This is a genomic window from Nocardia sp. NPDC051030, assembly GCF_040683015.1.
Classification (GTDB): Bacteria; Actinomycetota; Actinomycetes; order Mycobacteriales; family Mycobacteriaceae; genus Nocardia.
In genome coordinates this window covers 21712-45622 of the sequence record NZ_JBFBCD010000012.1, presented here as the reverse complement: position 1 = coordinate 45622, position 23911 = coordinate 21712, and the positions used below count along the sequence as shown (strand labels likewise).

The 23911-nt window shown below is 65.6% G+C and carries 19 protein-coding genes; 8 read left to right on the top strand and 11 right to left on the bottom strand.

All coding sequences use genetic code 11. From position 1 onward, the window contains the following. Positions 1-6: 6 nt before the first annotated feature. A complete protein-coding gene (locus tag AB0N05_RS34305; protein ID WP_364701842.1) occupies positions 7-1026 on the bottom strand; it encodes a nitroreductase family deazaflavin-dependent oxidoreductase in 1020 nt (339 codons plus the stop codon). Positions 1027-1357: 331 nt separating this feature from the next. On the opposite strand from AB0N05_RS34305, the gene AB0N05_RS34300 reads away from it, so the two are divergent. Both AB0N05_RS34300 and AB0N05_RS34295 read left to right on the top strand, forming a co-directional pair. Continuing rightward, a complete protein-coding gene (locus AB0N05_RS34300; RefSeq protein WP_364701839.1) occupies positions 1358-2209 on the top strand; it encodes an alpha/beta hydrolase in 852 nt (283 codons plus the stop codon). Beyond that, positions 2206-3753 (top strand): NAD(P)/FAD-dependent oxidoreductase, encoded by a 1548-nt coding sequence (locus tag AB0N05_RS34295; RefSeq protein ID WP_364701837.1) that lies wholly within the window; start codon positions 2206-2208, stop codon positions 3751-3753. The genes AB0N05_RS34300 and AB0N05_RS34295 overlap by 4 nt, the downstream gene beginning before the upstream one ends. Position 3754: 1 nt before the next feature. Here the strand turns inward: AB0N05_RS34295 and AB0N05_RS34290 are convergent, their stop codons facing one another. Together AB0N05_RS34290 and AB0N05_RS34285 are read right to left on the bottom strand one after the other, a co-directional pair. Then, a complete protein-coding gene (locus AB0N05_RS34290) occupies positions 3755-5062 on the bottom strand; it encodes a HAMP domain-containing sensor histidine kinase (RefSeq protein ID WP_364702501.1) in 1308 nt (435 codons plus the stop codon). Between the two features lie 47 nt (positions 5063-5109). Continuing rightward, complete coding sequence (locus AB0N05_RS34285) at positions 5110-5772, bottom strand: response regulator transcription factor (protein WP_364701834.1); 663 nt, start codon at positions 5770-5772, stop codon at positions 5110-5112. 75 nt (positions 5773-5847) lie between these two features. On the opposite strand from AB0N05_RS34285, the gene AB0N05_RS34280 reads away from it, so the two are divergent. From AB0N05_RS34280 to AB0N05_RS34260, 5 genes are all read left to right on the top strand, one after another. Next, the gene (locus tag AB0N05_RS34280; RefSeq protein WP_364701832.1) at positions 5848-7800 is read left to right on the top strand and encodes a glycoside hydrolase; all 1953 of its coding nucleotides are present in this window, start codon (positions 5848-5850) and stop codon (positions 7798-7800) included. Then, positions 7797-8789: an endonuclease/exonuclease/phosphatase family protein gene (locus AB0N05_RS34275; protein ID WP_364701829.1), complete on the top strand. Its 993-nt coding sequence runs from the start codon at positions 7797-7799 to the stop codon at positions 8787-8789. The genes AB0N05_RS34280 and AB0N05_RS34275 overlap by 4 nt, the downstream gene beginning before the upstream one ends. A 186-nt stretch (positions 8790-8975) precedes the next feature. Beyond that, a complete protein-coding gene (locus tag AB0N05_RS34270; protein WP_364701826.1) occupies positions 8976-10283 on the top strand; it encodes an AarF/ABC1/UbiB kinase family protein in 1308 nt (435 codons plus the stop codon). A 45-nt stretch (positions 10284-10328) separates the two neighbouring features. Beyond that, entirely contained in the window at positions 10329-10805 is a 477-nt protein-coding gene (locus AB0N05_RS34265) for a VOC family protein (RefSeq protein ID WP_364701824.1), read from the top strand. Between the two features lie 30 nt (positions 10806-10835). Further along, a complete protein-coding gene (locus tag AB0N05_RS34260; protein ID WP_364701821.1) occupies positions 10836-11627 on the top strand; it encodes a MerR family transcriptional regulator in 792 nt (263 codons plus the stop codon). 107 nt (positions 11628-11734) lie between these two features. Here the strand turns inward: AB0N05_RS34260 and AB0N05_RS34255 are convergent, their stop codons facing one another. The 7 genes from AB0N05_RS34255 to AB0N05_RS34225 all read right to left on the bottom strand — a co-directional run bounded on the left by AB0N05_RS34255 (position 11735) and on the right by AB0N05_RS34225 (position 21188). Continuing rightward, positions 11735-13420 carry a DUF222 domain-containing protein gene (locus tag AB0N05_RS34255; RefSeq protein WP_364701819.1) on the bottom strand — a complete coding sequence of 562 codons (1686 nt, stop codon included), beginning with the start codon at positions 13418-13420 and terminating at the stop codon, positions 11735-11737. A 91-nt stretch (positions 13421-13511) separates the two neighbouring features. Beyond that, positions 13512-13928, bottom strand: coding sequence for a PPOX class F420-dependent oxidoreductase (locus AB0N05_RS34250; RefSeq protein WP_364701816.1), 417 nt, complete (start codon positions 13926-13928; stop codon positions 13512-13514). Positions 13929-13990: 62 nt separating this feature from the next. Continuing rightward, positions 13991-14896 carry an SDR family NAD(P)-dependent oxidoreductase gene (locus tag AB0N05_RS34245; RefSeq protein ID WP_364701813.1) on the bottom strand — a complete coding sequence of 302 codons (906 nt, stop codon included), beginning with the start codon at positions 14894-14896 and terminating at the stop codon, positions 13991-13993. 24 nt (positions 14897-14920) lie between these two features. Next, complete coding sequence (locus AB0N05_RS34240) at positions 14921-16498, bottom strand: NAD(P)/FAD-dependent oxidoreductase (RefSeq protein ID WP_364701811.1); 1578 nt, start codon at positions 16496-16498, stop codon at positions 14921-14923. Between the two features lie 29 nt (positions 16499-16527). Beyond that, positions 16528-16917: a hypothetical protein gene (locus AB0N05_RS34235; RefSeq protein WP_364701808.1), complete on the bottom strand. Its 390-nt coding sequence runs from the start codon at positions 16915-16917 to the stop codon at positions 16528-16530. Then, positions 16914-19517: an SDR family NAD(P)-dependent oxidoreductase gene (locus AB0N05_RS34230; RefSeq protein WP_364701805.1), complete on the bottom strand. Its 2604-nt coding sequence runs from the start codon at positions 19515-19517 to the stop codon at positions 16914-16916. The genes AB0N05_RS34235 and AB0N05_RS34230 overlap by 4 nt, the downstream gene beginning before the upstream one ends. Positions 19518-19547: 30 nt before the next feature. Beyond that, positions 19548-21188: an NAD(P)/FAD-dependent oxidoreductase gene (locus AB0N05_RS34225; protein ID WP_364702498.1), complete on the bottom strand. Its 1641-nt coding sequence runs from the start codon at positions 21186-21188 to the stop codon at positions 19548-19550. Between the two features lie 131 nt (positions 21189-21319). Here AB0N05_RS34225 and AB0N05_RS34220 point away from each other — a divergent pair, with 131 nt between their 5' ends. Beyond that, complete coding sequence (locus AB0N05_RS34220) at positions 21320-22330, top strand: alpha/beta hydrolase (protein ID WP_364701802.1); 1011 nt, start codon at positions 21320-21322, stop codon at positions 22328-22330. Here the strand turns inward: AB0N05_RS34220 and AB0N05_RS34215 are convergent. Continuing rightward, a complete protein-coding gene (locus AB0N05_RS34215) occupies positions 22315-23901 on the bottom strand; it encodes an NAD(P)/FAD-dependent oxidoreductase (RefSeq protein WP_364701799.1) in 1587 nt (528 codons plus the stop codon). The two genes, AB0N05_RS34220 and AB0N05_RS34215, sit on opposite strands and share 16 nt — an antisense overlap. Between the last annotated feature and the right edge of the window lie 10 nt (positions 23902-23911).

Genomic DNA, 23911 nt, shown 5'->3' with positions numbered 1-23911 from the left:
CCCGGGTCAGTCCTCGACCAGGTCGCCGACCAGCACCCGCACCAGGCGCGCATACCGCTGCACCTGCTTGGGCAGTTCGGTCGCGCCCGCGGCATCGACTACTCGCGGATTCGTGAACTTGTGGGTCTTATTGCGGTAGGTCGCCTCACCGCCACCAGCGGCCACGATATTGCGCAGCCAATCCGCCTTGCTGCCGTAGGGGAGCGGCACGATGAGCAGGCCGTCACTGTAATGCGCGACGACCGGATTGGAGAACGGCTTGCCCGACTTGCGGCCGATATGGTGAATCACGCTGTACGGCGGCAGTTTTCCGGCATAGAGCTTGGCGAAACGATTGGTGACCACGCGATTGAAGGCGGGCAGCCAGCTCGGTGTGATGCCATCGCCGCTCTCGGCGTCACGCAGCCAGCTCATGGGCCCGCGCCGCCACATGCCCTCCTCGTGCTCGATCCCGTGGGTCTTGAGCAGCATGGCCAGCATCTCGTAGTGCCCGACCAGCATGCACAGGTCCGCGAGCTGCGCATCCGAAAGGTATTGCGACAGACCGGTGAACGTCTCGTCCGCGATCATGCGGTCCGCATGCAGCTCGTCCACGGCGCGCAGCAGCAGGCGCTGTTGTTCGGTCCAGCCCTGCGCCTCGGGCCCCTCGGCGACCCGCTCCACGGTCTCCACCGAGAGTCCGCTGAGCCGGGCCGCGTAGACATGGTGATGCCATTCGTACCGCGCGCCCACATCCCAGGCGGTGCGCAGCGTGGCGAGTTCGCAATCGACCCGGGACAGCCTGCTGCGCAGCACGACTCGAATGCCCAGCGGCGCGTACCCGAAGAACAGTGCGCCGCTGCGGCCCATGGTCTCCAGCACCTTGATCCGCTCGCCGCCATTGAGCGTGCCGCCGGTCTTGGCGACCAGCCAGGTGAGCGGGTGCGTCTTGCCGAACTTCCCGAGCTCGGGCATGCGTTCGGTGGCGGCGGCCTGCCAGTGCGGCGAGCTGTCGGTCCGTTCCGCGACATCGGTTTTGAGGTTCACGGGGGAATCCTTCTGTCGAATTCGTCGAGCGGCGAGGACGGTGACCGCGGCCGCCGTCGTGATCGCCGCGGTCTTACCTGCCCGCGAGCGTCGCTGGGGCACTGACACCTCCACAGGTCGGGCCGGGTGTGGTACCCGGACCTCGAGAGCGTAAGAATCCGCGGGGAACCCGGTACAGGGCGTGGAGCGCCAGCTGATTGACGATCCACGCCAAGCCGAATCGGGCGTTGACAGATGCCCGTCGCGGATCGGAGACTCACGATACAACAATGTTAATTTCATTGCTCGGCGGCGCAAGCCCCGGGATTCACCGCTCGACGAGGAGCAGCTGATGACTGCCGTGCACACGCCGCCCACGCACCGGTACACGGTCGCGGGCCACCGGCTCGCCTATGACATTCGGGGTACCGGTGACCACACTGTTGTGCTGGTCCCGGGGATTCTCATGTCCCGGCGCATGCAGTGGCCACTCGCCGACGAACTCGCCGCCGCCGGACTGCGGGTGGTGACACTGGACCCGCTCGGACACGGCGAATCCGACCGGCCCACCGAGTATTCCGACTACACAATGCGGTCGGCGGCAGGGCATGTGGTGGCGCTGCTCGACGAGTTGGGTCTCGAGAAGGCGGTGGTGCTGGGAACCTCGGCGGGCTCGCTGATCACCATGGCGCTGGCCGGTCATGCGCCCGCGCGGCTGCACGGGATCGTGCTGGAGGGGCCGGTGCTCGACCACTCGATGCCGTTCGGGGCGGCTTGTTTCGCGTTCCTGTCGACGGCGTGGACCGTGGGTCGTCCACTCTCGCGGCTTGTTTCGCGGGTCGCGGCCCATGCGCCGCGGGGATTCAGCGTGGTTCCCGATCTCACGCTGGACTGGCTGGCGCAGGACAGTGATGCGAGTCTGGCTGGGGTGCAAGGGCTCATGCTCGGCGGGCCCAAGCCCGGCCGGGATGTGCTGGCAGAGCTCGCGCCACGGACCCTGGTCATCGGGTATCGGTTGTTCGATCCGATTCACCGTGGCGTGGATGCCCGCGAGCTTGTGGACATCGCGCCCGATGCCCGGTTGGAACGGGCTTGGACCTGGCTGGATCTCCGGTATCGGCCGCAACGGCTGGTGCCGCGGATCGCGGACTTCGTCGTCGAGTGCTATGCCGCTGGAGAGCGTCGAGAGGCGGTGTCGGCATGACGATGACAGCGGCGTCGCCGGACCACGAGGTCGTCGTGGTCGGTGCCGGATTCTGCGGAATCGGTTCCGGAATCCGGTTGAAGGAGAGCGGAATCCACGACTTCGTCATCCTGGAGCAGGCGGACGATATCGGCGGTACCTGGCGGGACAACACCTATCCCGGGGTGGCGGTGGATATCGCGTCCTCGGTGTACTCGTTCTCCTTCGAGATGAACCCGAACTGGTCGCGCACCTATGCCCCCGGACGGGAGTTGAAGCAATACGCCGATCACTGCATGACGAAATACGGACTGCGGCAGCATCTCCGGCTGCGCACGCGGGTACATGAGGCACGTTTCGATGCGGACGTGCACCTGTGGCGGGCGCAGATCGAGGACCTGGATACCGGTGAACGGCGTGAGCTGACCGCTCGATTCGTCATCGGTGCGACCGGCGGACTCACCCAGCCGAAAGCGCCAGACATTCCCGGGCTGGAGAACTTCGGTGGCGTCACCATGCACACCGCGCGCTGGGACCATTCGATCCAACTCGAGGGCAAGCGGGTGGCGGTGATCGGGACCGGGGCGACGGCGGTGCAGGTGGTGCCGTCGATCGCGCCGGAAGTCAAGCAGCTGTCGGTGTTTCAGCGGACCCCGATCTGGTGCGTTCCCAAGCCGGACCGGACCATCTCCTCGTTCGAGCAGACCGTGTATCGCCGCGTGCCCGTGACGCAGACCGCCATGCGGTATCTCCAGACCTCGATCACCGAAACGGTAATGGTGGGAATCCGTCTGTACTACAAGCGGTTTCCGTGGGCCAATCATGCCGTTGAGCGAATCTGCCTGGAGCACTTGAAACGTCAGGTGCCCGATGCGGATATCCGGGCCAAGCTCACTCCGGACTACGGCTTCTGGTGCAAGCGTCCGACCTATTCCAATGATTACTGGCGAACCTTCATGCGGGACAATGTCGATTTGGTGACCGACAAGATCGAGAGGGTCACCAAGACGGGTATCCGGACCGCCGACGGTCGCCTGCACAAGGTCGACGTGCTGGTTCTGGCAACGGGATTCAAGGTCTTCGAGATCGGCAATACGCCGCCGTTTCCGCTCTACGGCCGCGATGGCACGGATCTGGGGCACTACTGGGACGCCGAGCGCTATCAGGCGTATCTGGGCGCGTCGGTGCCCCGATTCCCGAATCTGTTCCTCATGCTCGGGCCCTACGCGCTCACCGGCGGCTCCTGGTTCCAGTTGGTGGAGAACCAATCTCGGCATGCCGTCCGCGCCATCGTGGAGGCTCGGCGGCGCGGGGCGACCCTGGTCGAAGTGCGCCAGGAAGCCCACGATCGCTACTTCGCGCAGGTTCAGCATCGCCAGCAGGGGACCGTGTTCTTCAACCACAACTGTGGCGGCGCGAACAGCTACTTCTTCGACCGGCACGGCGATGCGCCGTTCCTGCGGCCGGGCCTCGCGGTCGAGGCCTGGTGGAACGCGCGCACTTTCGACCTCGACGACTATCGCTACGAGAAGACGTCGCAGCGCGCATTGCAGCCGGTGCGATAGGTCATTCGGGGAACGTCAGGGCGAACTCGGCTCCCCGGCCCGGCTCGGATGTCACGGTGACCTCGGCACCGTGCAGCTCGGCGACGTGCGCCACGATCGCCAGTCCGAGACCGTGGCCCGGGGTGGTGCGGGCGGCGGTGGAACGGTAGAAGCGGTCGAAGAGATGGGGGAGGTCTGCGGCCTCGATGCCCGGGCCTTGATCGCGCACCGTCAGCCGCCGCCCGCTCAGCTCGACCTGGACCGTCGCACCGGATGGACTGAACTTGGCGGCATTGTCGAGGAGATTGGTGATGGCGCGGGCCAGGCGGGCGGGCACACCCTGGACCGTGGTCGGCTCCAGGTCGACCGTGAAGGTGATTGCGGGCCAATGCCTTCGGGCTGTGTCGAGGCGATCGGTGACGAGGGTGTCCAGGCGAAGATCCTCGAGGGTTTCGCGCACCGCATTCGGGTCGTCCGCACGGGCTAGATCGATCAGGTCGCTGACCAGTCCGGAGAGCTCTTCCGACTGCACTCGCAGTGCGGCGACGGTGTCGTCCAGCTGTTCCGGGGACAGTCGTGCGGCCCGGCGCAACAGGTCGATATTGGTACGCAGGGCCGTGAGCGGTGTCCGCAGCTCATGCGAGGCATCCGCCACCAGACGTTGTTGCGCCGCACGGGAATTGCGTTCGGCGGTGAGCGCGGCATCGAGTTCGTCGAGCATGGTGTTGATGCTTGCTGCCAGTCGCGACAGCTCGTCGGAACCGCCGATGGCAATGTGCTGGTTGGGATCTCGCGTGCGGGCAACTCGTTCGGCCGCCTCGGTCAACTTGGTGACCGGTGCCAGTGTGCGCCGCGCGAGCAGAGCGGCGATCGCGGCGGCGAGCAGCGTCCCCGCCACGGCGGCGGCCAGCAGCGCGATACCGACCCGTCGCAGACCGGTATCCACGGTGTCGGACCGCTGTGCTACCTGCACGGCACTGCCTGGATGCAATTGCTCGGTATACATGCGCATGGGGAATCCATCCAGCGTGATATCGCTGAAGTACTCCTTCCCGGAACCTGCTGCCACAGACCGTGTTTCGGCATCGACAGGCAGCGTCTGACCGTCATGCTCGGACTCGATCGTCCCGTCGGCCGCCACCACCTGCACGCAACTGGGCGCGGCCAGGTACCGGCACGATCCGGACATCGCCGCGACATCCGGCTGTACGGGGAACTGCCGCACGATCCGGGTTGCCTGACGTCGTAGCCCGAGATCGAGCGAACTCTCCAGCTCGTGCCCCACCACCACATAGGCGGCCGTGGCCATCCCCGCGAGCGCCAATGCCATTGCCAGCACGAAGAATACGATGATCCGTCCGCGCAGCCCGAGCCGCCTCACGCCGGACCCAGCCGATAGCCGACACCGCGCACGGTGTGAATCAGCGGCGGCTCGTCGACCAATTCGATTTTGCGGCGCAGATACCGGATATAGACCTCCAGCGAATTCGACGACTGCTGCCCCCAGACGCGATCGATCAGCGTCTCACGCGGTAGTGCCTGGCCCGCATTGCGGAGCAGCACCTCCAGCAGCGCGAATTCGGTTCGGCTGAGCTCGATCTCGCGTCCGCCTCGCTGCACGGTGTGCGCCGTGGTGTCCATGACCAGATCCGCGGACGACAGCACCGCGCCGTCCTCGGTATACGTCCGCCGCACCAGTGCCCGCACCCGTGCCAGCAGCTCATCGAGATCGAACGGCTTGACGAGATAGTCGTCGGCCCCCGCGTCCAGACCCTCGATCCGGTCGGATACCGCGTCGCGGGCGGTGAGCATGAGAATCGGTGTGCGGTCGCCGCGACCGCGCAGGGTGCGGCAGGTGCTCAGGCCATCCATGAACGGCATGAGCACATCCAGCACGACGACCTCGGGCTGCCAGCGAGCAATCTCCTCGAGCGCGGCCCCGCCATCGCCTGCGGAGCGGGTCTCATAGCCTTCGCTTTGCAGGGCGCGCATCAGGGCGTCCCGCACCGCGGGTTCGTCGTCGACTACAAGTACACGCATCCCACGGATAATACGTATGGGCTCGAGCTGGGCGTTCTCATCGGACTCTCATCTGTGGCCGCGAGTGTGGGCACCATGCGACTTCGGAGACTGTCTCGAGCCTCGGCCGTGATCGCCGTTCTCGGATTGACGGCGGCGGGACTGGCGGCCTGTGGGGATGCGGGCTCTACCGCCTCGGCTCGACTGGATGGCAATCATGTGGTTATTCCACTGGGTGACGGCACGGCCGAGGTGGATGTGGCATCGCTCGCTGTCAGCGCGCGGGCCGGTGGTCAGCAGTACGAGCTGTCGGCAGGCGTTGCGGGCGGTCTCGGAACCCCCGGGCCGGCCCGTATCGACGGCACCGGCGCGAAGTGGACCTACCCCGACAAGGCAATGACCGTGACCGCGTCGCCATCGGACGGTCGATTGCAGGTCACCGTCCACAGTGACCGCGACGGCAAGCTGGCCTGGCCGGTCACCGGCAGCGACGCCTCGGCCGCATCCCTCCAGATACCACGCGGCGAGGGGTTGTCCCTGCCGGTGCGCGATGCGTTCTGGAACGGCACCGAGAACGGCGTGACCGGCGAATCCCTCAGCCTCACTTCGGGTCTCACCATGCCGTTCTGGGGCTATAGCCTCGGCGGACGTGGCGTGAGCTACCTGGTCCCCACCGACATCGGCAGTGCCGTGACCGTGGACTCCGACGGCGGCCGCCTGCTGGCTAGCGGCGAACACGACTTCGCCGAGCGCGCAGGCACTCTCGATTACACCGTCACCTTCGCGCTGACCGACGATTCCCCGGTCGCGGCCGCCAAGGATTACCGCGACTGGCTGATCCGGCACGGCGAATTCGTCTCGCTGAAGGACAAGATCGACCGTAATCCGGCTGTCGCGCGGCTGCTCGGCGCGTTCCATGCCTACCTGTTCGGCGATGGCCGCACCGCCGAGACGGTCGCGCAGCTGCGGGGACTGGGGATCGATCGGACGTGGCTCGGCTATGACGCCGACGACCATCCGATGGACGCCGCCGCCGTCCAGGCGGCCAAGGATGCCGGTTACTTGACCGGCCCCTACGACACCTGGGCCAATGCGCAGGATCCCGCAACGGCCGACACTCCGGCTTCCCGCTGGCCCGGCCGAGTGTGGCCCGACGGCTGTGTGCGCCGCGCGGATGGCACGCCTGAATCCGGATTCCACGGCCGTGGCTGCTATCTGAGCTCCGAAGCGCTGGCGAAGAATCCGCGGCTGTTCCAAGACCGGTACGCGCAGATGACCGCCAATGGCTCAGACTCCTACTTCCTCGATGTCGATGCGGCAGGCGAGTTCTTCGACGATTACAGCGCCGACCATCCGATGACCCAGCAGCAGGACCGTGACAACCGTCTGGCTCGCATGCGCTGGCTGGCCGATGACCGCAGGACCGTGCTCGGCTCGGAGGCGGCCGGTGCCTGGTCGGCTCCGGTGCTCGCCTTCGATCACGGTGCGCAGAACCCGATTTCGGATCGGCTGTGGGCGCTGCAACGCGATCGCCAGAGCTGGGGTGGCTATGCTCCCGAAGGCGCTCCGGGGGTCTTCTTCAAGCCGGTCGACCTGCCCGCCGACCTGGTGAAGTCCATGTTCGACCCGGCCTATCGGGTGCCCCTGTACGAGACCGTCCTGCACGACTCCATCGTCAACCTCGACCGGTGGGAGCTGTCGTATTACAAACTCCCGCAACAGAAGACGATGCGTGCGCTGACCGCCATCTTGAACAACACGCCACTGAACTTGGTGCTGGATCGTGCGGCTCTGACCGAGCATGGTCCCGAAATCGCCCGCCTGCAACAGTTCTTCGCACCGCTGCACGAGAAGGCGGGCACGCTTCCGATGACCGACTTCCGGTGGCTCACCGACGATCACCTGGTGCAGCGCAGCGTCTTCGGTGACAATGCCCTGACCGTGACGGCCAACTTCGGAACAAGTGCGCACGACGGTCTGCCCGCCGGTTGCGTCGACGCCCAGCTGAAGGGTGACCCCACACCTCGCCGACTGTGCCCGGCGCAATGAGCATCGGTACGCGCGTGCGGCCGACCGGTATCGGAGGGGCCGGTCCGCTCGATGCCCGGCATCGGAGAGGCTCCGGTAGGGCGCTCGTATTCACCGGTGCGGCAGTGATTCTCGGTGTTGTCATCGCTGCGCACGAGCGTATCCCGGACGCATTCGGCTCCGCAGTGATGCTCGACGCGGCCGCTCCGTGGCTCGTGGTCCTGGTCCCGATCCTGGCTTTGGCGGCTTTGCTGCTTCGCTCCCCGGCGGGTGCGGCGGCCACACTGATCCCGGTCATGGCCTGGGCGTGGACCTTTGGCACCTGGTGGGCACCGAACCCGCACGCACCGTCGATCCCCGCTACCGGCACCGTGCAAGTGGTTTCGCAGAACCTGTTCGCCGACAACAGTTCTCCCACCGCGACGGCCCGAGCCCTGGTCGCCACGCACGCCGACATTATTGCGGTGCAAGAGTTCGCGGGAACCGACCGCGAGCCGGTGCAACGCATCCTCGATGACGCTTACCCCTATAACGAGGTCGTCGGAACCGTCGCGGTGTGGAGTCGCTACCCGACTTCGGACACCACCTCGGTCGATGTCGGTCTGCCTTGGAAGCGCGGCATGCGCACCCATATCGAGACTCCGCGTGGGGATCTCATCGTGTATGTCGTGCACTTGCCGTCGGTGCGGCCCGGCGATACCGCCACCCGCAATGCGGGCCTGTCGACCCTGTCCCGTCGGCTGACCGCGGACACTGCCGAACGCGTGGTGGTAGCGGGCGATTTCAACACTCCCGGCACCGACCGTCACTGGACGGGCTTTGCCACCGGTTACCGGGACACCCACTCCGCCAATGGTTCCGGCCCCGGTTTCACTTGGCCCGCATCATTTCCACTGACCCGGCTCGATCACATCCTTGTTCGCGGCTCGACCACCCTCGCGGCGGCCGTGCTGCGCCTGCCCGGGCCCGATCATCTCGCGGTCTCGGCCACCATCGACCTGGATCGGTAGCCACTGCTGCTCGCGGCGATTCGGCCTTCCGTGGATTCCCGCCCACCATCGGTGACCTGCGCGTGATCGACCCTGGCTCGAAACTCGCCTACACTGTCTGGGACGGGGGAGTCGGGCGCAGCTGGTTTCGCGCGGCACGAAAGGAACGGCAACGTGGCCGGACTCAGACGAACAGGATTCACCCGCATGGCGAAGGTGGCGAGCATTCCCGCCACCTTGATGGCGCAGCGGATTGCCGCCACCGGCCGGGGACTCATCGCGGGCGCGGAGCGCGGGTCGATCACCGACGAGATGCTCGACAATGCGGCCGATCAGGTTTTCGCCGTGCTCGGTGAACTCAAGGGTGGCGCGATGAAGCTCGGGCAGGCGTTGAGTGTCGCGGAAGCCGCTGTGCCGCCCCGGTTCTCCGATCACTTCCGGGCTTCGCTGACTCGTTTGCAGCAGGAAGCCCCGCCGATGCCGGTCGCCGACACCCATCGCATGCTCGACATGCAACTGGGTACCGCCTGGCGAAAGAGGTTCGCGCACTTCGATGATCAACCCATTGCCGCGGCCAGCATCGGGCAGGTCCACAAGGCGGTATGGCACGACGGGCGTGAGGTCGCCGTCAAGGTGCAGTATCCCGAGGCGGAGGAATCGCTGCGCTCGGATCTGAAGATGCTGCAAATGTTTTCGGGCGCGTTCAATACCCTGCTCGCCGGCACCAATGCCCGGCAGCTCATCGAGGAATTCCTGGCCCGCACCGAGGATGAACTCGACTACCGCATCGAGGCCGCCTACCAGCGACGCTTCGCCAAGGCGCTGGCCGGTGACCCGCAATTCTTTGTTCCCCGCGTAGTCGCCGCCGCACCGAAGGTCATGATCTCCGAGTGGATGGACGGCACCCCGCTCTCGCGAATCATCGCCTCCGGCACCCGCGCCGACCGCAATCGAGCCGGACTCCTACTTGCCGAATTCGCCCTATCGTCCCCCTCGCGAGTCGGCTGCCTGCACAGCGACCCACACCCCGGCAACTTCCAGCTCCGACCCGATAACCGTTTGGGCGTAATAGATTTCGGTGCCTGCACGGACCTCCCACACGGTATTCCCGCAGCTGTCGGACGTCTGGCCAACCGCATGCTCGCCGAAGACTGGGCGGGGTTCGAACAGGTCATGCGCGAGGAGGGCTTCGTCAAGTCCGGAGCTCCGATCGACCTGGCTCCGATTCAGCGACGCGCCACCCCGCTCATCGCTCTCCTGGACGGCCCGAACTTCCACTTCACCCGCGCCCTGCTCCAAGAGGAAGCTGCCCGCGCCCTCGATCCCGAGAACATCTCGCTCACCAATGCGCGCGCCATGCGAGTTCCCGTCGATCACCCCGAATACGCCATGCTCAGCCGCGTCTTCGGTGGCATTGTGGGCATCTGCGCACAACTGGATGCGGAAGGCACATTCTTCGCCCTCGTCGAAAAGTGGGTTCCAGAGTTCGGCTCCGAGCGTGAGGCCGCCTCCTGACCACGGCTTGACCTTGCCGCTACGTAAACCTTTAGCGTCTGCGACATGAGTGAGAACACCACACCCGCCATCGACCGGACCATCTACCCGATGCCGATGTTCGCCACCTTCCACGTCGCGGACGTCGCCGCCGCCGAAGCGTTCTACCAGGCCGTCGGCTTCATCACGCTGGCCACCATTCCCGCCGCCGACGGTTCGACCGCACTGATCCACCTGCGCCGCATGAGGTACCAGGACCTGCTTCTCGTCCCGGGCACTCCGGTGCGCGGCAGCACGACCGTCAGCTTCGCCGCGGGCGGTGCCGACCTCTTCGCGTTGGCCACCACCCTCGGAGCCGTGGCTCCGAGGGGAGCCCACATCGGAGGCCCGGCCGATACCGCCTGGTTCACCACCGACCTCACCATCGACGATCCGGACGGCAACCGCATCATCCTGACCGCCTTCCGTGAATCGGAGCTGGCCGACGCTCAGGAATGGGCGCGAGAGAACATCATCGATGGAGATTCCGTGATCAAGAACTAGGGTCGATCCGAGACTCGGGCAGGAGGCGCAATGGAGTGGACCGTCCAAGAAGTGGCGAAGAGCGCCGGGGTAACCCCGCGCACCCTGCGCCACTACGACGACATCGGCCTCCTGCCTCCGGCCCGAATCGGCGACAACGGCTACCGCTACTACGACCTCACCTCGGTGGCCCGCCTCCAGCGCATCCTCCTACTCCGAGACCTCGGCCTGACCCTCCCCACCGTCGCCGAAGTCCTGGCCCGCGAAACCGACGAGGAAGCAGCCCTGCGCACCCACATAGCCCTCCTCGAAGCCGAACGAGACCGCCTGGACCAGCGCATCAAGGCCGTCCACCACACCCTCGAGTCCACTCGAGTGGGCGCGGACCCCGCCATGTCGATACTCCTGGAAGGCTTCAACGACCCCTACCGCGAAGAGGTCATATCCCGTTGGGGCGAAGAAGCTTTCGAAGCAAGCAACACCTGGTGGCACTCCAAATCCCTACAAGAACAACTCGCATGGAAGCGCACCACCGACCAACTCGTCACCGACTGGATCACCACCTGGAAAACCGGCGACCTCCCCTCCTCCCCGCCCGCCCAAGCCATGGCCGCCCGCCACATCGAATGGCTCACCCAAATCCCCGGAACACCGTTAGCCGACGGCAACCACGACCAGTCGATGGCCATGATCCGCGGCATAGCTCAAACCTTCGTAGACGACCCCAACTATGCAGACCTCTACGGAGGCCCACTCGGCGCCGTCTACGTGCGGGATGCGCTCCTGAAGTACGTCCGAATTCGTTCCACCCCAGGACAATCCGAGGAGCCCACTTCGAGATGAGGTGGCCACACCGATGGTCCAAAGCCTGGGAACACGCGTGTACCCGTATCGCCGACAGGGGATATCGGCGACACGGTGCAGTGACGACCTCGAGGTGGTGACGGCCGCTAGGTCCTGGCGGTGGCCATAGTGGGGCGTTCGAGCCAGCGGCGATGATGCGCGGCAAGGCGTTCATCGCGGGCCCGAATCCGCGCATGGGCTTTGGCGATCAACTCTTTCGGGTACTGCCGGTGATTGACTCGCGGGGTCCCAGTCGGGTCGATGTGCGCGGGCGCGATCCACCCGGTGCGGCCCGGGAACGCCGAGTCCGCACCAAGTTTCACTGTTTTCCAGCCATTGGGGCCATCATTGACCAGTGCATGGCAGTGATCACACGCCAAGGTGAGATTCTCGATATCGGTAGCGCCGCCATCGGTCCATTCGGAGATGTGATGCACCGCAGCGAGAGTGGCGGGTGCACTGCAACCCGGGCGAGTACACCCCTTCTCCGAGGCGATCAACGCGATCCGCTGCGCAGCATTGGCCAGGCGCTGGCCGCGTCCCAGATGCAGGGGCAAACCCGCATGGTCGAACAAGGCCAGAAACGGCATTGCCCTTTCAGCAAGTTTCAATGCTGCCGGAATGGACACGGTGCCACCCGATGCAGTGGTCGCCACGCCCGCAGCCTGCTCCAACTCGGCGACAGTCATAGTAAAGATCGCCGAAACCGGCAATCCTCGATGCGCACCCAGCCGGTCGGGCCCGAGTTCGGGGCGCAGGAAGGCCTGCAGCGCATCGTGGTTGCGCTGGGCCACAGTGCGGGTGTCGCGGGCTGCGGCGGCGTCGATCCAGGCGCGCGTGGCGGCATCGATGAAGTCCACGGAATCATCGGCACCGTTGAAGCCGCCGACAATGCCGGAGCCGCTGGCATTGCTCAAGCTGTCGGCACCGCCGAAGCCGTTGGCACCGCCCAAATCGTTGGAACCGCCGGGGCTGCTGGAACGGCTGGGGCTGTTGGCGCTGCTGGAATTGTTGCAGCCTGTAGAAGCTGCGGAGGCGGCGAAACCTTCGGTGGTCCAGGGGCTTTCGGGGTCGTCGGGGTTGCACATGCCGGGGCGGGCCAGTTTGGCGAGTACTGGATCCAGCAAGGCGCGCAGGGTGGGGGTGATTTCGCCTTTGATTGTGGACATGCCGTCGGCGCGTTGGCGGCCGAGGGTGATTCCGCGCTGGCGGGCGCGGTCCGTATCGTCGGTGAGTTTTCCGTCGGGGTCCAGGTGGGCGAGGAGTTGTTCACCGACCTTGGGCAGGTCGTCGGGTGTGGCGGAGCGGGCGAGTTCGACGAGGATTTGTTCGGCGGCTTCGTGGTCTTCGCGGGGGACGCGGTGGGGGATGCGGTCGGTGATGCGCGCGATGACGCGGGCGTGATCGGCGGAGATTTCGCCTGCGGCTTGGGCTTTCGCGGTGTGGGCCAGCGGCGGATCCAGGGATTGTCCGCCCGCGTCATGCCAGGTGCCCAACTGTTTGGCGGCCCGCAGTCGCGCCACCGCGTCGGCATGGGACAGCCGCAGGGTTTCCTCGAGGAACCGGACCGGGTTGCCCGCGCCCAAGCGTTGCGGCAGGGAGCGTTCGACCGCCTCGATGAGCAGGCGATGTCCCACCGCGGCCAACTGTCGTGTGCTGGTTTCGATCTCACGCAGAAGTTCGGTGACCTCAGCTTCCGGGAGCCCGGTGAGGGTGGTGTCGAGCAGGGTTTTCACCGCGGCGGCCAGGGGGCTGGCTGCCGTTCGGCTACATGGTTCCCCATTCGAACTCATGTGCTAATTCTATAGCGAATGATCAAGTAGGAGAAGGGAAAACAGCATCTGATCTGTGGATATTCAGACTATTGCCTTCTTCACAACAACCTCACTGAACGTCCCGGACAACCCCATCCGGATTGGCCGGGTCGATGTGCCAGCTGCGAATGCGCCGGGGCCGGATTCGGATGATCTCCTTGGAGAACCAGTCCGGCGCCACGGGCGGCACCTCGACCGTGAGGATTTCGGCAATACCCCGAATCTCCACTCCACGCCCCCATCCCGGCTTTACTTCCTTCGGGTCATCAGGCGTCATGTCATCGATCACGATGCTCACGTTCGGATTGCTTCGCACATTGCGGTATCGGGCGGCGGTGGGGGTGGGCCCGCCGATATCGATGGTGCCGTCGGGATTGAGTTGGTACCCGACGGGGACGATCTGCGGGGTGCCGGACGGGCTTACGGTGGCGAGGCGGGCCAGGTTCTGAGTGGCCAGGTAGTTGCGTTCGGCTTCGGAGTACGTCATACGGCGACGGTAGAACCTGAAGCGCGGTTCAGGTCAAGTCGTGGTGGAGGCTTCGAGTTTCTTCACCAGGCCTTGGGTTTGTCGGCGTAGGAGGCGCCGCCGGTGCGGTGGCCGATGCGTTCGAGGATGGATCGGGTTCTGCGGCCGAGGGTTTCGTAGTCGGCGGGGAAAGCGAGTGCGCCGATCAGGCGGAGGGCGGGCATGGCCACGCTCGGTGGGAGGTATCGTCCGGCGAGGGTGGCCCAGGCGTCGGGTCCGGCGGCTGCGGCGCGGCGGCCTTTCATCATTGCCTCTACGCCTTTGCGGGCGGTTGGTGCGGGTTCGTGGAACATCGGGAGATTCCATACCCAGTCGGGTAGGAAGCTGGTTTCCTCGATTCCGTAGGCCAGGGGTGTTTTGGTGATGCCGGGAATCAGTGTGGTGCAAGAGATTCCACTGCCGCGTAACTCCTCGTGCAATGCCATGGAGAAGTAGATGACGAATGATTTCGCTGCCGAGTATGACGCCACATAGGGCAGCGGCATTACCCCGGCGGGGGAGGATACGTTCAGGAACGCGCCCTCGCCCCGCTCCCGCATCCCGGGCAGGAATGCGCCCGTGAGATGGTGCAGCGCACTGGTACTGACATCCACGAGGATGCGTTCCCGCGCCAGGCTCATCTGGTCGAATCGCCCGGCCGAAATGAGCCCGGCCACATTGCACACCCCGGCCACGGCGCGCGGTCCGGCCTGCACCTTGTCGATGAACGCCTGCCGGGCCGCGGCATCGGTGAGGTCCAGCCGGTATTCGTCCACCTCGACATGCTGGGCACGCAATTCCTCGGCGACGGCACCGAGTGAATCCTGGAGATCGGCCAGCGACAGGTGATAACCGCGAGCGGCGAGCTCGCGCGCGATCTCCTTGCCGATGCCGGAGGCCGCGCCGGTGACGATCACCTGGATGTCGTCGGCAGGTTTGGGGAGAGCCATGTTGGATGTTCCTTCGTAACCGGGTCAGTGCACGGGGGTGAGTGCGTCGTCGGCGTGACCGTTCCCGGTCACGACCAGCGGCTGGGAGGTCGTGTACCGGTAGTCATCGAGGGGGAAATGCCGGTTCTCCCAGTACATTTCGAGTTGTGTCGACGGCCGGAACGCGGCACCGTCGCCCTGGTAGTTGATGTAGTAGGTATTCGACGTGACGCAGCCCTGGGAGAACAGGTGAGTCTGCTTGGCGCGGCGATACATGCGCTCGAAGTACTTGTCGTGCGGCTCCTGGCGCACTTCCACTCGAGTCGCGCCGCGTCGGCGGGCCTCCTTGATGGCACGTGCGGCGTGCGCCGCCGTCGATTCGATGAGCGGAATGTAGGAACCCGGCGCGTAGCCATACGGCCCGGTGATCAGGAACGCATTGGGGAAGCGCGGCATCGAGACGCCCTGATACGCCTGGTAGCGGTTCTCGTCCCAGAACTCGCCGAGTTCCACGCCGTCGCGCCCGTAGATCGGATACGGCGGGGTGTAGCCCTTCTCCATCACCTTGAACCCGGTCGCGCACACCACCATGTCGAAGTCGTGCTCGGTGCCGTCGGTGGTGACAATGCCGGTCGGCGTGAACCGTTCGATGCTGTCGGTGATCAGATCCACGTGCGGCTGGGTGAACGTCTTGAAGTAGGCGTTCGACACCGACGGCCGCTTGCAGCCGAGTCGATAGTCGGGGGTGAGCTTGCGCCGCAGTTCGCGATCGCGCACCTGCGTGAACAGGAAGCCCTTCAGTGCCGTCTCACCGATGGTGAGCCCGACCGAGGTCAGCCGCGGATAGTTGGACGCAGCCAGGCCCGCCCCGAGCCCGACATTCACGCCCACATTGCCCGCGAAGCGAACGGTCTTCTGTAGCGGCGAGAAGTTGAGCACGGTATTGAGCACGGGCCCCATCGGGAAATCCGGTTTCGGCCCGATCCAAATGGCCCGCCGCTGGTACACCGCGAGGTGCGAAACCGCTTTGGCCAGTTCGGGAATCGCCTGTAGGGCGGTGGCCCCGGTGCCGATCACGGCCACCCGCTTGCCGGTGTAGTCGTAGCCGTGATCCCAGCGGGAGCTGTGCATGATCTTGCCGGTGTAGTCCTCGATCCCCGGGATTGGCGGATTATTGGGCTGCTCCAGCCCGCCCACCGCGCCGATCACGAACCGCGCGGTGACCACGTCGCCATTCTCGAGGGTGATCCGCCACAGGTCATCGGCCTCGTCGAAGGCGGCCTTCGTCGCGCCCGCGCCGAGCCGGAGCTTGCCGCGCAGACCCTGCTTATCGACCACTTCCTCGGCGTAGCGCTGAATCTCGACGCCGGGCGCGAAGAATCGGGACCACTTCGACCGCGGCTGGAAGGAGAAGTTGTACACCGGCGACGGAACATCCACCGCCACACCGGGATAGGTATTGGCCAGCCAGGTGCCGCCGACCTTGTCCCACTTGTCGACGATCAGGAAGTCCTCGACGCCGGCCCGGCGCAGCGCGACACCCGCGCCGATACCGCCGAGCCCGGCACCGATTATGACAACGTCGTATTGGGGAGTGATACGGGAACCGTTGGGGGAGTTCATGAAGGAAACCTCGGGTCTCGGAAGGCGGGTCAGATGTACCAGTGGGCGTTGCGGGCCCGGTCATAGAAGGCCCCGAAGAGCCGTTCGTGCTGTTCGCGGAAGCCCGCGAGTCGGTCCTGCGGCACACCCCACTGCGCCAGCAGCGCGATGAGCTGGTCACGGAAGAGCATGTGCCCCACCTGAACCGCGGTGATCCCGGTGCTTCCGACGGCGTGCACCCACATGCGCACCGCCCACAGTTGCGGCACCGGTGCCGGGAGCTCACTGATGCGATCGTCCAGGCGCTGCATGAGCGGCGGCGGCTTGATCAGATCCGAGATATGGGCGGGAACAAAGGATGCGGTGGCATCGGCCCGCGCCGGGGCCGACTTGCCCTGTGCCGTCGTCTTGTTGCTTCCGTCGGTTCGGAAAGTGGTCATGGTGCTGTCGCCTCTGCGGTGTCGTTCGGTTCGATATCGGATGAGGGGCTGGCCTGCGCAATGACCTCCGGAAGCTGTTGCCGCCGAAGCTTTCCCGCCGTGGTGCGTGGCAGTTCGGGAACGAAGACGACGTCGCGCGGCACCTTGTAATTGGCCAGGGTGGTCTTGACGTGGGCTTTCAATTCGTCGGCCGTGGTCCGCGCACCGTCCTTGAGCACAATGGCCGCGGCCAGTCGCTGCCCGAAGTCCTCGTCGGGCACGCCGATGGCCCCCGCGTCGGCGACGGCCGCGTGCGCCAGCAGCGCGTCCTCCACCTCCTGCGGGAAGACGTTCTCGCCGCCGGACAGGATCATGTCGTCGGAGCGGCCGTCGATGAACAGCCGTCCCTCGGCATCGAAATGCCCGACATCGCCGGAGTCCATGTACTTTCCGAACATGGTCTTGTTCTTGCCATCGCTGTAGCCGCGGAACAGGATCGGGTTCTTATTGATGATCCGGCCGCTGGTCCCGGCAGGCAGCTCCCGGCCCTGATCGTCGATGATGCGGATATCCACCACACCGGTCGGCGGCTTGCCGACCGTGCCGGGCGCGGCGCGTAGATCCGCCGGGGTCGCCATCGCTCCGACGCCGGTCTCGGTGGAGGCGTAGCCGTTGAACAGCACATCACCGAACTCGTCCATGAACGCGATCGCCAGCCACGGCGGCAGGGGAGCGGCCCCACACGGAACCGCTTGCAGGCTGTCGGTCTTGTAGTTGCCCCGCACCTCTGGCGGCAGATCCATGATGCGCTTCACCATGGTCGGCACCAGGCAGGCGATGTGCACACTGTGGCGTTCGATATCGGCCAAAACCTGTTCGGCATCGAACTTCTCGTGCACGATCGCCGTCGAACCCAGGAGGAACGTGCCCAGCAATGCGAAGAAGCCATAGGCGTGATGCAGCGGCGGGGCCACGATCATCGGACCGCCGAGGCGCGGAATCGGCTGGAACTTGGCCACATCCGAGAGGGCGAGCACCATCTTCGGATGCAGTCCCGCGACCATCGGAATCGCTTCCCGAATACCGAGCTGGCGGGGTGCGCCCTTCGGCACGCCGGTGGTGCCGCCGGTGAGTATGACAATCGCACTGCCGTACGCGGGTGCGCGCACGGGAGCACCACCCTCGGCGATCAATTCCTCGACCGTCGGCAGCTCGCCCGAGCTGCCGCGCACTATGACGCGGCGGCCCTCGTAACCGGATTTCTCTATCTCGGTGTGGAATTCGGCGTCGTAGAGCAGCACGTCTACGTGTTCGCGCTGCAATACCTCACCGATCTGCGGGCCCGCGAATCCGTAGTTGAGCGGCACGATATCGGCCGACAACCGGGCGGCGGCGTAGATCCCCTCGGCGAAGCCGCGATGATTGCGGCACAGCACGCCGACTCGATCGCCGCGCCGAATGCCCCAGCGCGAGCGCATGGCTGCCGCCAGCCGCTCCACCCGGGAATGCAGTTCGGCGGCGGTGATCGACCCGTAATCGTCGATGATCGCGGGCCGGTCCGGGAACCTTGCGGCGAACGACGCGAGCACCGTGGACAGCCCGACTCCGCCACGCAAGGACAATGCCAGCTGCGGAATCCTGGTGGGCGGCACCAGATTCAGTACGCCACTGTCGGGCAGCCAGCTCGCGATGGTGACCATATCGTCGAGCAGATTGGCGGCGGTCTCGAAGCCCCGCAGCAATGGAGCCGAGTCGACCGGCCGGTTGTTCCAGTTCCCGGCCTTCGCGTACAAGGTCAGGGCCCGCTGGGCGGTGCGAGAACTGTCCAGTGCATAAAGCATTGGCGCACCGGCCCTTTCGAACCACGGCCGGATCGCGAGCGGCCGATCGACAATGGCCCGGCACACCACGCTCGCCGCCTCTTCCGGCGTATTGCCCGGGGTGTACCGCCACATCCGATACGGACCGAGCATGTCCGAGCGCACCAACTGCAAATGGATGGCGGTCGAGGTGATCCCGTCCGCCCGCAATTCCGGTGCGGCTCCGCGCATCCAGGCATTGAACGCCGCCTTGGTGGCGATGTAATTGGTCCAGCCGACCGCAGGCGCGTGCACGCCCGCGGTGCTCACATTCACGATGTGACCCCGATGCCGGGCGCGCATGGACGGCAGCAGGCTCATGACGAGCCGCACCGGACCCAGATAGTTGACCATGGTGGTTTCGTCGAAGTTGTCCCAGCGATCCACCGAATCCGTCAGCCAGCGGCGAATCGAACGGCCCGCATTATTGACGAACACATCAACGAAACCGTGGTCGGCCAGGACCCGTCGCACCAGCTCGGCGCAGGCGTCGATATCGGTGAGATCGGTGGGATAGGGATGAATCGTGCCGGGGGAGTCGGCGACCTCGTCGCGCAATTCCTCGAGCAGCGCCTGTCGACGGGCGACGGCGATCACCGTCGCGCCATTGCCCGCCAATCGTTTCGCCGTGGCGCGGCCGACGCCCGACGACGCCCCCGTCACCAGGATTACCTTTCCGGCGACCGCCGGGGACAGCCGCCGGTCGCTGATGCCGTAACTGCTTGCGCCGAGCGCGATTCGAAGGGACTTCGGCAGTTCCATCGCAGGACTCAACTTCCTTGTCGAGCAAAATCAGGCACCGGTGCGAGCGCGCCTGGTGGACTTCGTTTTGGAACCATTGGTCTTCGCCTTCGCGATTACCGGCCGCAGCACCTCGAACTGATAATCGGAGAACGGGAACCGGCGGTGCCCGCGCCGCGCCCGGAAGAATCCGCTCGGGCGGATATAGGTGCTGTCGCCCTGCGAATTGCGGTAGTACGTCGGCACATGCGCATTGAGTTCGGCCAGGTAGAAGCGCATCGCCTCACCGTGGGCGTAGATCTTGCGGTGGTACTCGTCCTGCACGTCCTGCCGGATGGCCACGAACGTCGCGCCCCGGCGGCGAGCCTCGGAGATGGCGCGCACCGCATGATCGGCGGTCATCTCCACGAAGGCATGCCAGCCGCTGCCGGACCACGAGTACGGGCCGACCAGCGTCCAGCGATTGGGCAAGCTTGGCAGCGAGACGCTTTCGTACGCCTGCAAGCCATGTTCGGTATAGAACTTGCCCAGGTCGAGGCCTTCACGGCCGACCACCATCCCGGGCGTGTAGGTCTCCGGATCGGAGAACACGTTGTACCCGGTGGCCAGCACGATCATGTCGAATGCGTGCTCCTCGCCATCGGTGGTGCGCAGGCCCTGCTCGGTGAAGCGTTCGATCGGGGTGGTGACCAGTTCGACATTGTCGCGATTGAAGCTGAGCAGATAGCCGGTATTCGCGGTGGGGCGCTTGGCGATCGGGCCGTAATTGGGTGTCAGCCCGGCGCGGGTCTGCGGGTCCTTGACCATGAGCCGCAGCAGGCCCTTGTAGCCGCGAATCGCGGCGGCGTCCACGGTGCGCATGGTGGGTCGTACCACGGCCATCGGTGCATTCGACATCACCCGCAGCAGCCCGTCGATGACGACCAGCACCGCGCCGTGCGTGGCGGCCTGCAACCCCGGGGTATGCAGGACCGCCTTCACCGCGGCCGGAATCTTCGGATTGGGCTTGGGAATGCACCACACCGGAGTCCGCTGGAACACCGACAGCGTGGCGACCTGCCCCGCGATGGACGGCGTGATCTGCACCGAACTCGCACCCGTACCGATAATGGCGACACGCTTGCCGGTGAGGTCATACTCGTGATCCCAGTCGGACGGCCGCTGGAGTTTGCCCTGGTAGTCGGGCAGCCCGGGAATCCCGGGATCCTGCTTGGGACTGATGAACGCGCCGACCGCGCTGACGACGAACCGCGCGGTAATCACCCCGCCGCCTTCGAGATGCAGGTTCCAGCGGTGGTTGGTCTCGTCCCACTCCTCGCCGGCCACCGCGGTATTGAACCGGATGTGCGGGTACAGACCGAACCGGCGTGCGACGTCGATGTGGTACTGCTTCACCTCCGCGCCCGGCGCGAACAGCCTGCTCCAGTTGGGGTTTCGCGCGAACGAGTACTGATATGCGATCGAGGGAATATCGACTTCCAGCCCCGGGTAGTGATTCTCGTTCCAGCTGCCGCCCACCTCGTCGGCGCGCTCGATGATCACAAAATCGGTGACGCCCGCTTTCTTCAGCTTCACCCCGGCCGCGATCCCGCCGGGCCCCGCACCGATGACCGCCACCTCATGATCCGGTCTCGAATTTGCCGTTGCTGTTTTAGCTGCGGACGTCTTCCCGTTCGCCGTGCTGCCAACCATGCCAGGCCTTTCGAACGCATCGGCGGCTGGTTTCGAGGCCGCCATGGACTCGACCCGCGCAATGGCGGGTGTCACACTAGGTTAGATCTGTCTGGGACAGTGATCAATAGTCTGGTCAGGAGTGAATGCGAATGTCCACACTGCCGCCCAAAGTGGCCGAAATCGACTACCGCGAGGACGCTCTCGTCATCGAGTCCATACCGGGAGCCTCCCCGCTCACGCTGCTGATCGACCAGGGGCTGCGGGTGTTGCGACCGTTGGAGGCAATGCTGGTGTGGTGGCAGCGGGCGATGCCGGACCGCGATCTGCCCGCAGCGGATTTCACCGATATCGCAGGCGTGCTGCTACCGCCTCGACGCGGAACGAGGGTGCGGCGGGAGCGCCTCGGGCCGTTCGACGCCGACTGGGTGATCGCCCGTGGCACCAGCGAATTCGCGCCGGTCCTGCTGCATTTTCATGGTGGCGGACTGCGGTTGGGTGGTCGCAGGACCTATCGGCGCGTGGCCTCGAACCTGTCCGCTCTCACCGGAACTCGCGTGTTCCTGCCCGGCTTCCGACTGCTCCCGCGCGCCACCCTACGAGAGACGCTGTCCGATGCGGGTACCGCCTACCGCTGGCTGCTGGACCAGGGCATTCCCGCGAATCGGATTGTGGTGAGCGGGGATTCAGGCGGTGCGCAAATGGCAGTACAGGCCGCCCTCAGCGCACGCGACGCCGGACTTCCGGTCCCGGCGGGCCTGGTCCTGCTGTCACCATGGCTGGATTTCGACCATGCGCGCAAACGTGCCCACCCGACATTCCGTATGGATCCCATGGTGTCGCACCGCCTGGCCGAGGTCGTCGATCGCTGGGTGGCGAATCGCGTCCTCGAACCGGCCCTCGGCGCGGTGAACGCCGAGCTCTCCGGATTGCCGCCCGTGCTGATTCAAGTCAGCTCGACCGAGGTCTTGCGCGCCGACGCCGAACTCATGGCCGAGCGGCTGGCCGCTGCGAAAGTGCGCTGCCACCTACAGATCTGGGACCGGCAGATGCACGTATTCCAGGCCATCAGCGATGTCCTGCCGGAGGCTCGTCAAGCCGTCACGGTGATCGCGAGCTTCATCGACGCGGTGACCTCGGCCAGGGCCTACCGCGCCGCCTGACGCAGCGGCGTCGAACCCTGCTGCACCGCAATGGTTTCGCAGCGATAGCCCGCCAGCGGCGCGCGCATGCTGCGGACCATCAGACCGATATTGCTGGTGCGGCGCAGGGCGGCCATCTGACCTTGGGAATTGATGTAATAGGTGCGCAGGCCGCGATTGAGATCCTTGAAGTAGTAGTGGATGTTCTCGCCACGGCCGAGAACCGTTGCGTGATAGGCGTCGTGGACCTCGCGACGGACCTCGACCAACGTCGCGCCACGCTCCCGGGCGGCGGCAATGGCACGGGCCGCGTGGTAGGCGACATTCTCGGCCATCGGATGCAGGGAGTGGCCCCACGAGTATGGTCCGGAGATCATCCAGCGATTGGGAATGCCGGGAACAGCAGCGCTTTCATAGGCTTGCAGACCGTGCTCGGCATAGAACTCACCGAGGTCGAAACCATCGCGGCCGACGATCATTCCGGGCTTGTAGTACTCGGGATCGCTGAAAACCTGCTGCCCGGTGGCGAGGACGAGGACATCGAATTCCCGCTCGAGGCCGTCGGCCGAGACGATGCCCGTGTCGGTGATCCGTTCGATCGGCTCGGCCACCAGTTCCACGTTCGACTTCCGGAACGCTTGGAGATACGTGTTGGAAGCCGTGGGGCGCTTGCCGATCACGCCGTAGGCGGGCGCGAGAGCCGAGCGCAACTCGGGACGGTCGGGAAACATGAGCGCGAGGTAGGCGCGATAGGCGCGTTTGGTGGCCCAATCGACGGCCTTCATGCCCGGTGCCATGACGGGATTGGGGAGATGGGTGAGGCCGTAGATGCCGAGGTCGAGCACCGCGAAGCCACCCGCGTCCATGGCCCGGCCGAAGGGCTTGGAACCCATCGCACCGGCCAGCCACTTGGGCAGCGGAAAGTCCGGGCGCGGCCAGCAATACGACGGTGTGCGCTGATAGACGGTGAGTGCGGCGGCTGTTCGCGCCATCCCCGGCACGATCTGAATGGCGCACGCGCCGGTGCCCACCACAGCGACCCGCTTCCCGCTGTAGTCGAAGTCGGGGTCCCAACGCGCGGGCCGCAGGATCCGGCCGGAAAAGTCTGCCGCACCGGGGATTCGAGGGTCATTGACATCGACGAACGCACCCACCGCCGTGATCAGGAATCGGCAGGTGAGCGTCTTCCCGTCGGCCAGGTGCAACCGCCAGAAATGCCCGCTGTCGTCCCAGACCTGGCGCAGCACCTCGGTATGGAATCGGAAATGCGGGTCCAGCCCGTGCTCGTGGGCCACCCGATGGTGATACGCATTGATCTCGTATCCCTCGGGAAACAGCCGCGACCATTCGCGATTGCGTGCGAAGGAGTACTCGTACCAGGGCACCGGAACATCCACGGCGATACCGGGATAGCAGTAATCACGCCAGGTGCCGCCCAGGTCCCCGGCCCGATCGAGGATCACGAAATCGTCGATCCCGGCCCGCTTCAACTTGATTCCCGCGACGATGCCGCTGGGCCCCGCGCCGATCACGACCACCTCGTGGTCGGGTCGGCCGGGCAGGCGAGCCTGCTCTCGTTCCGGTGCGGTCATCGGACGCCTC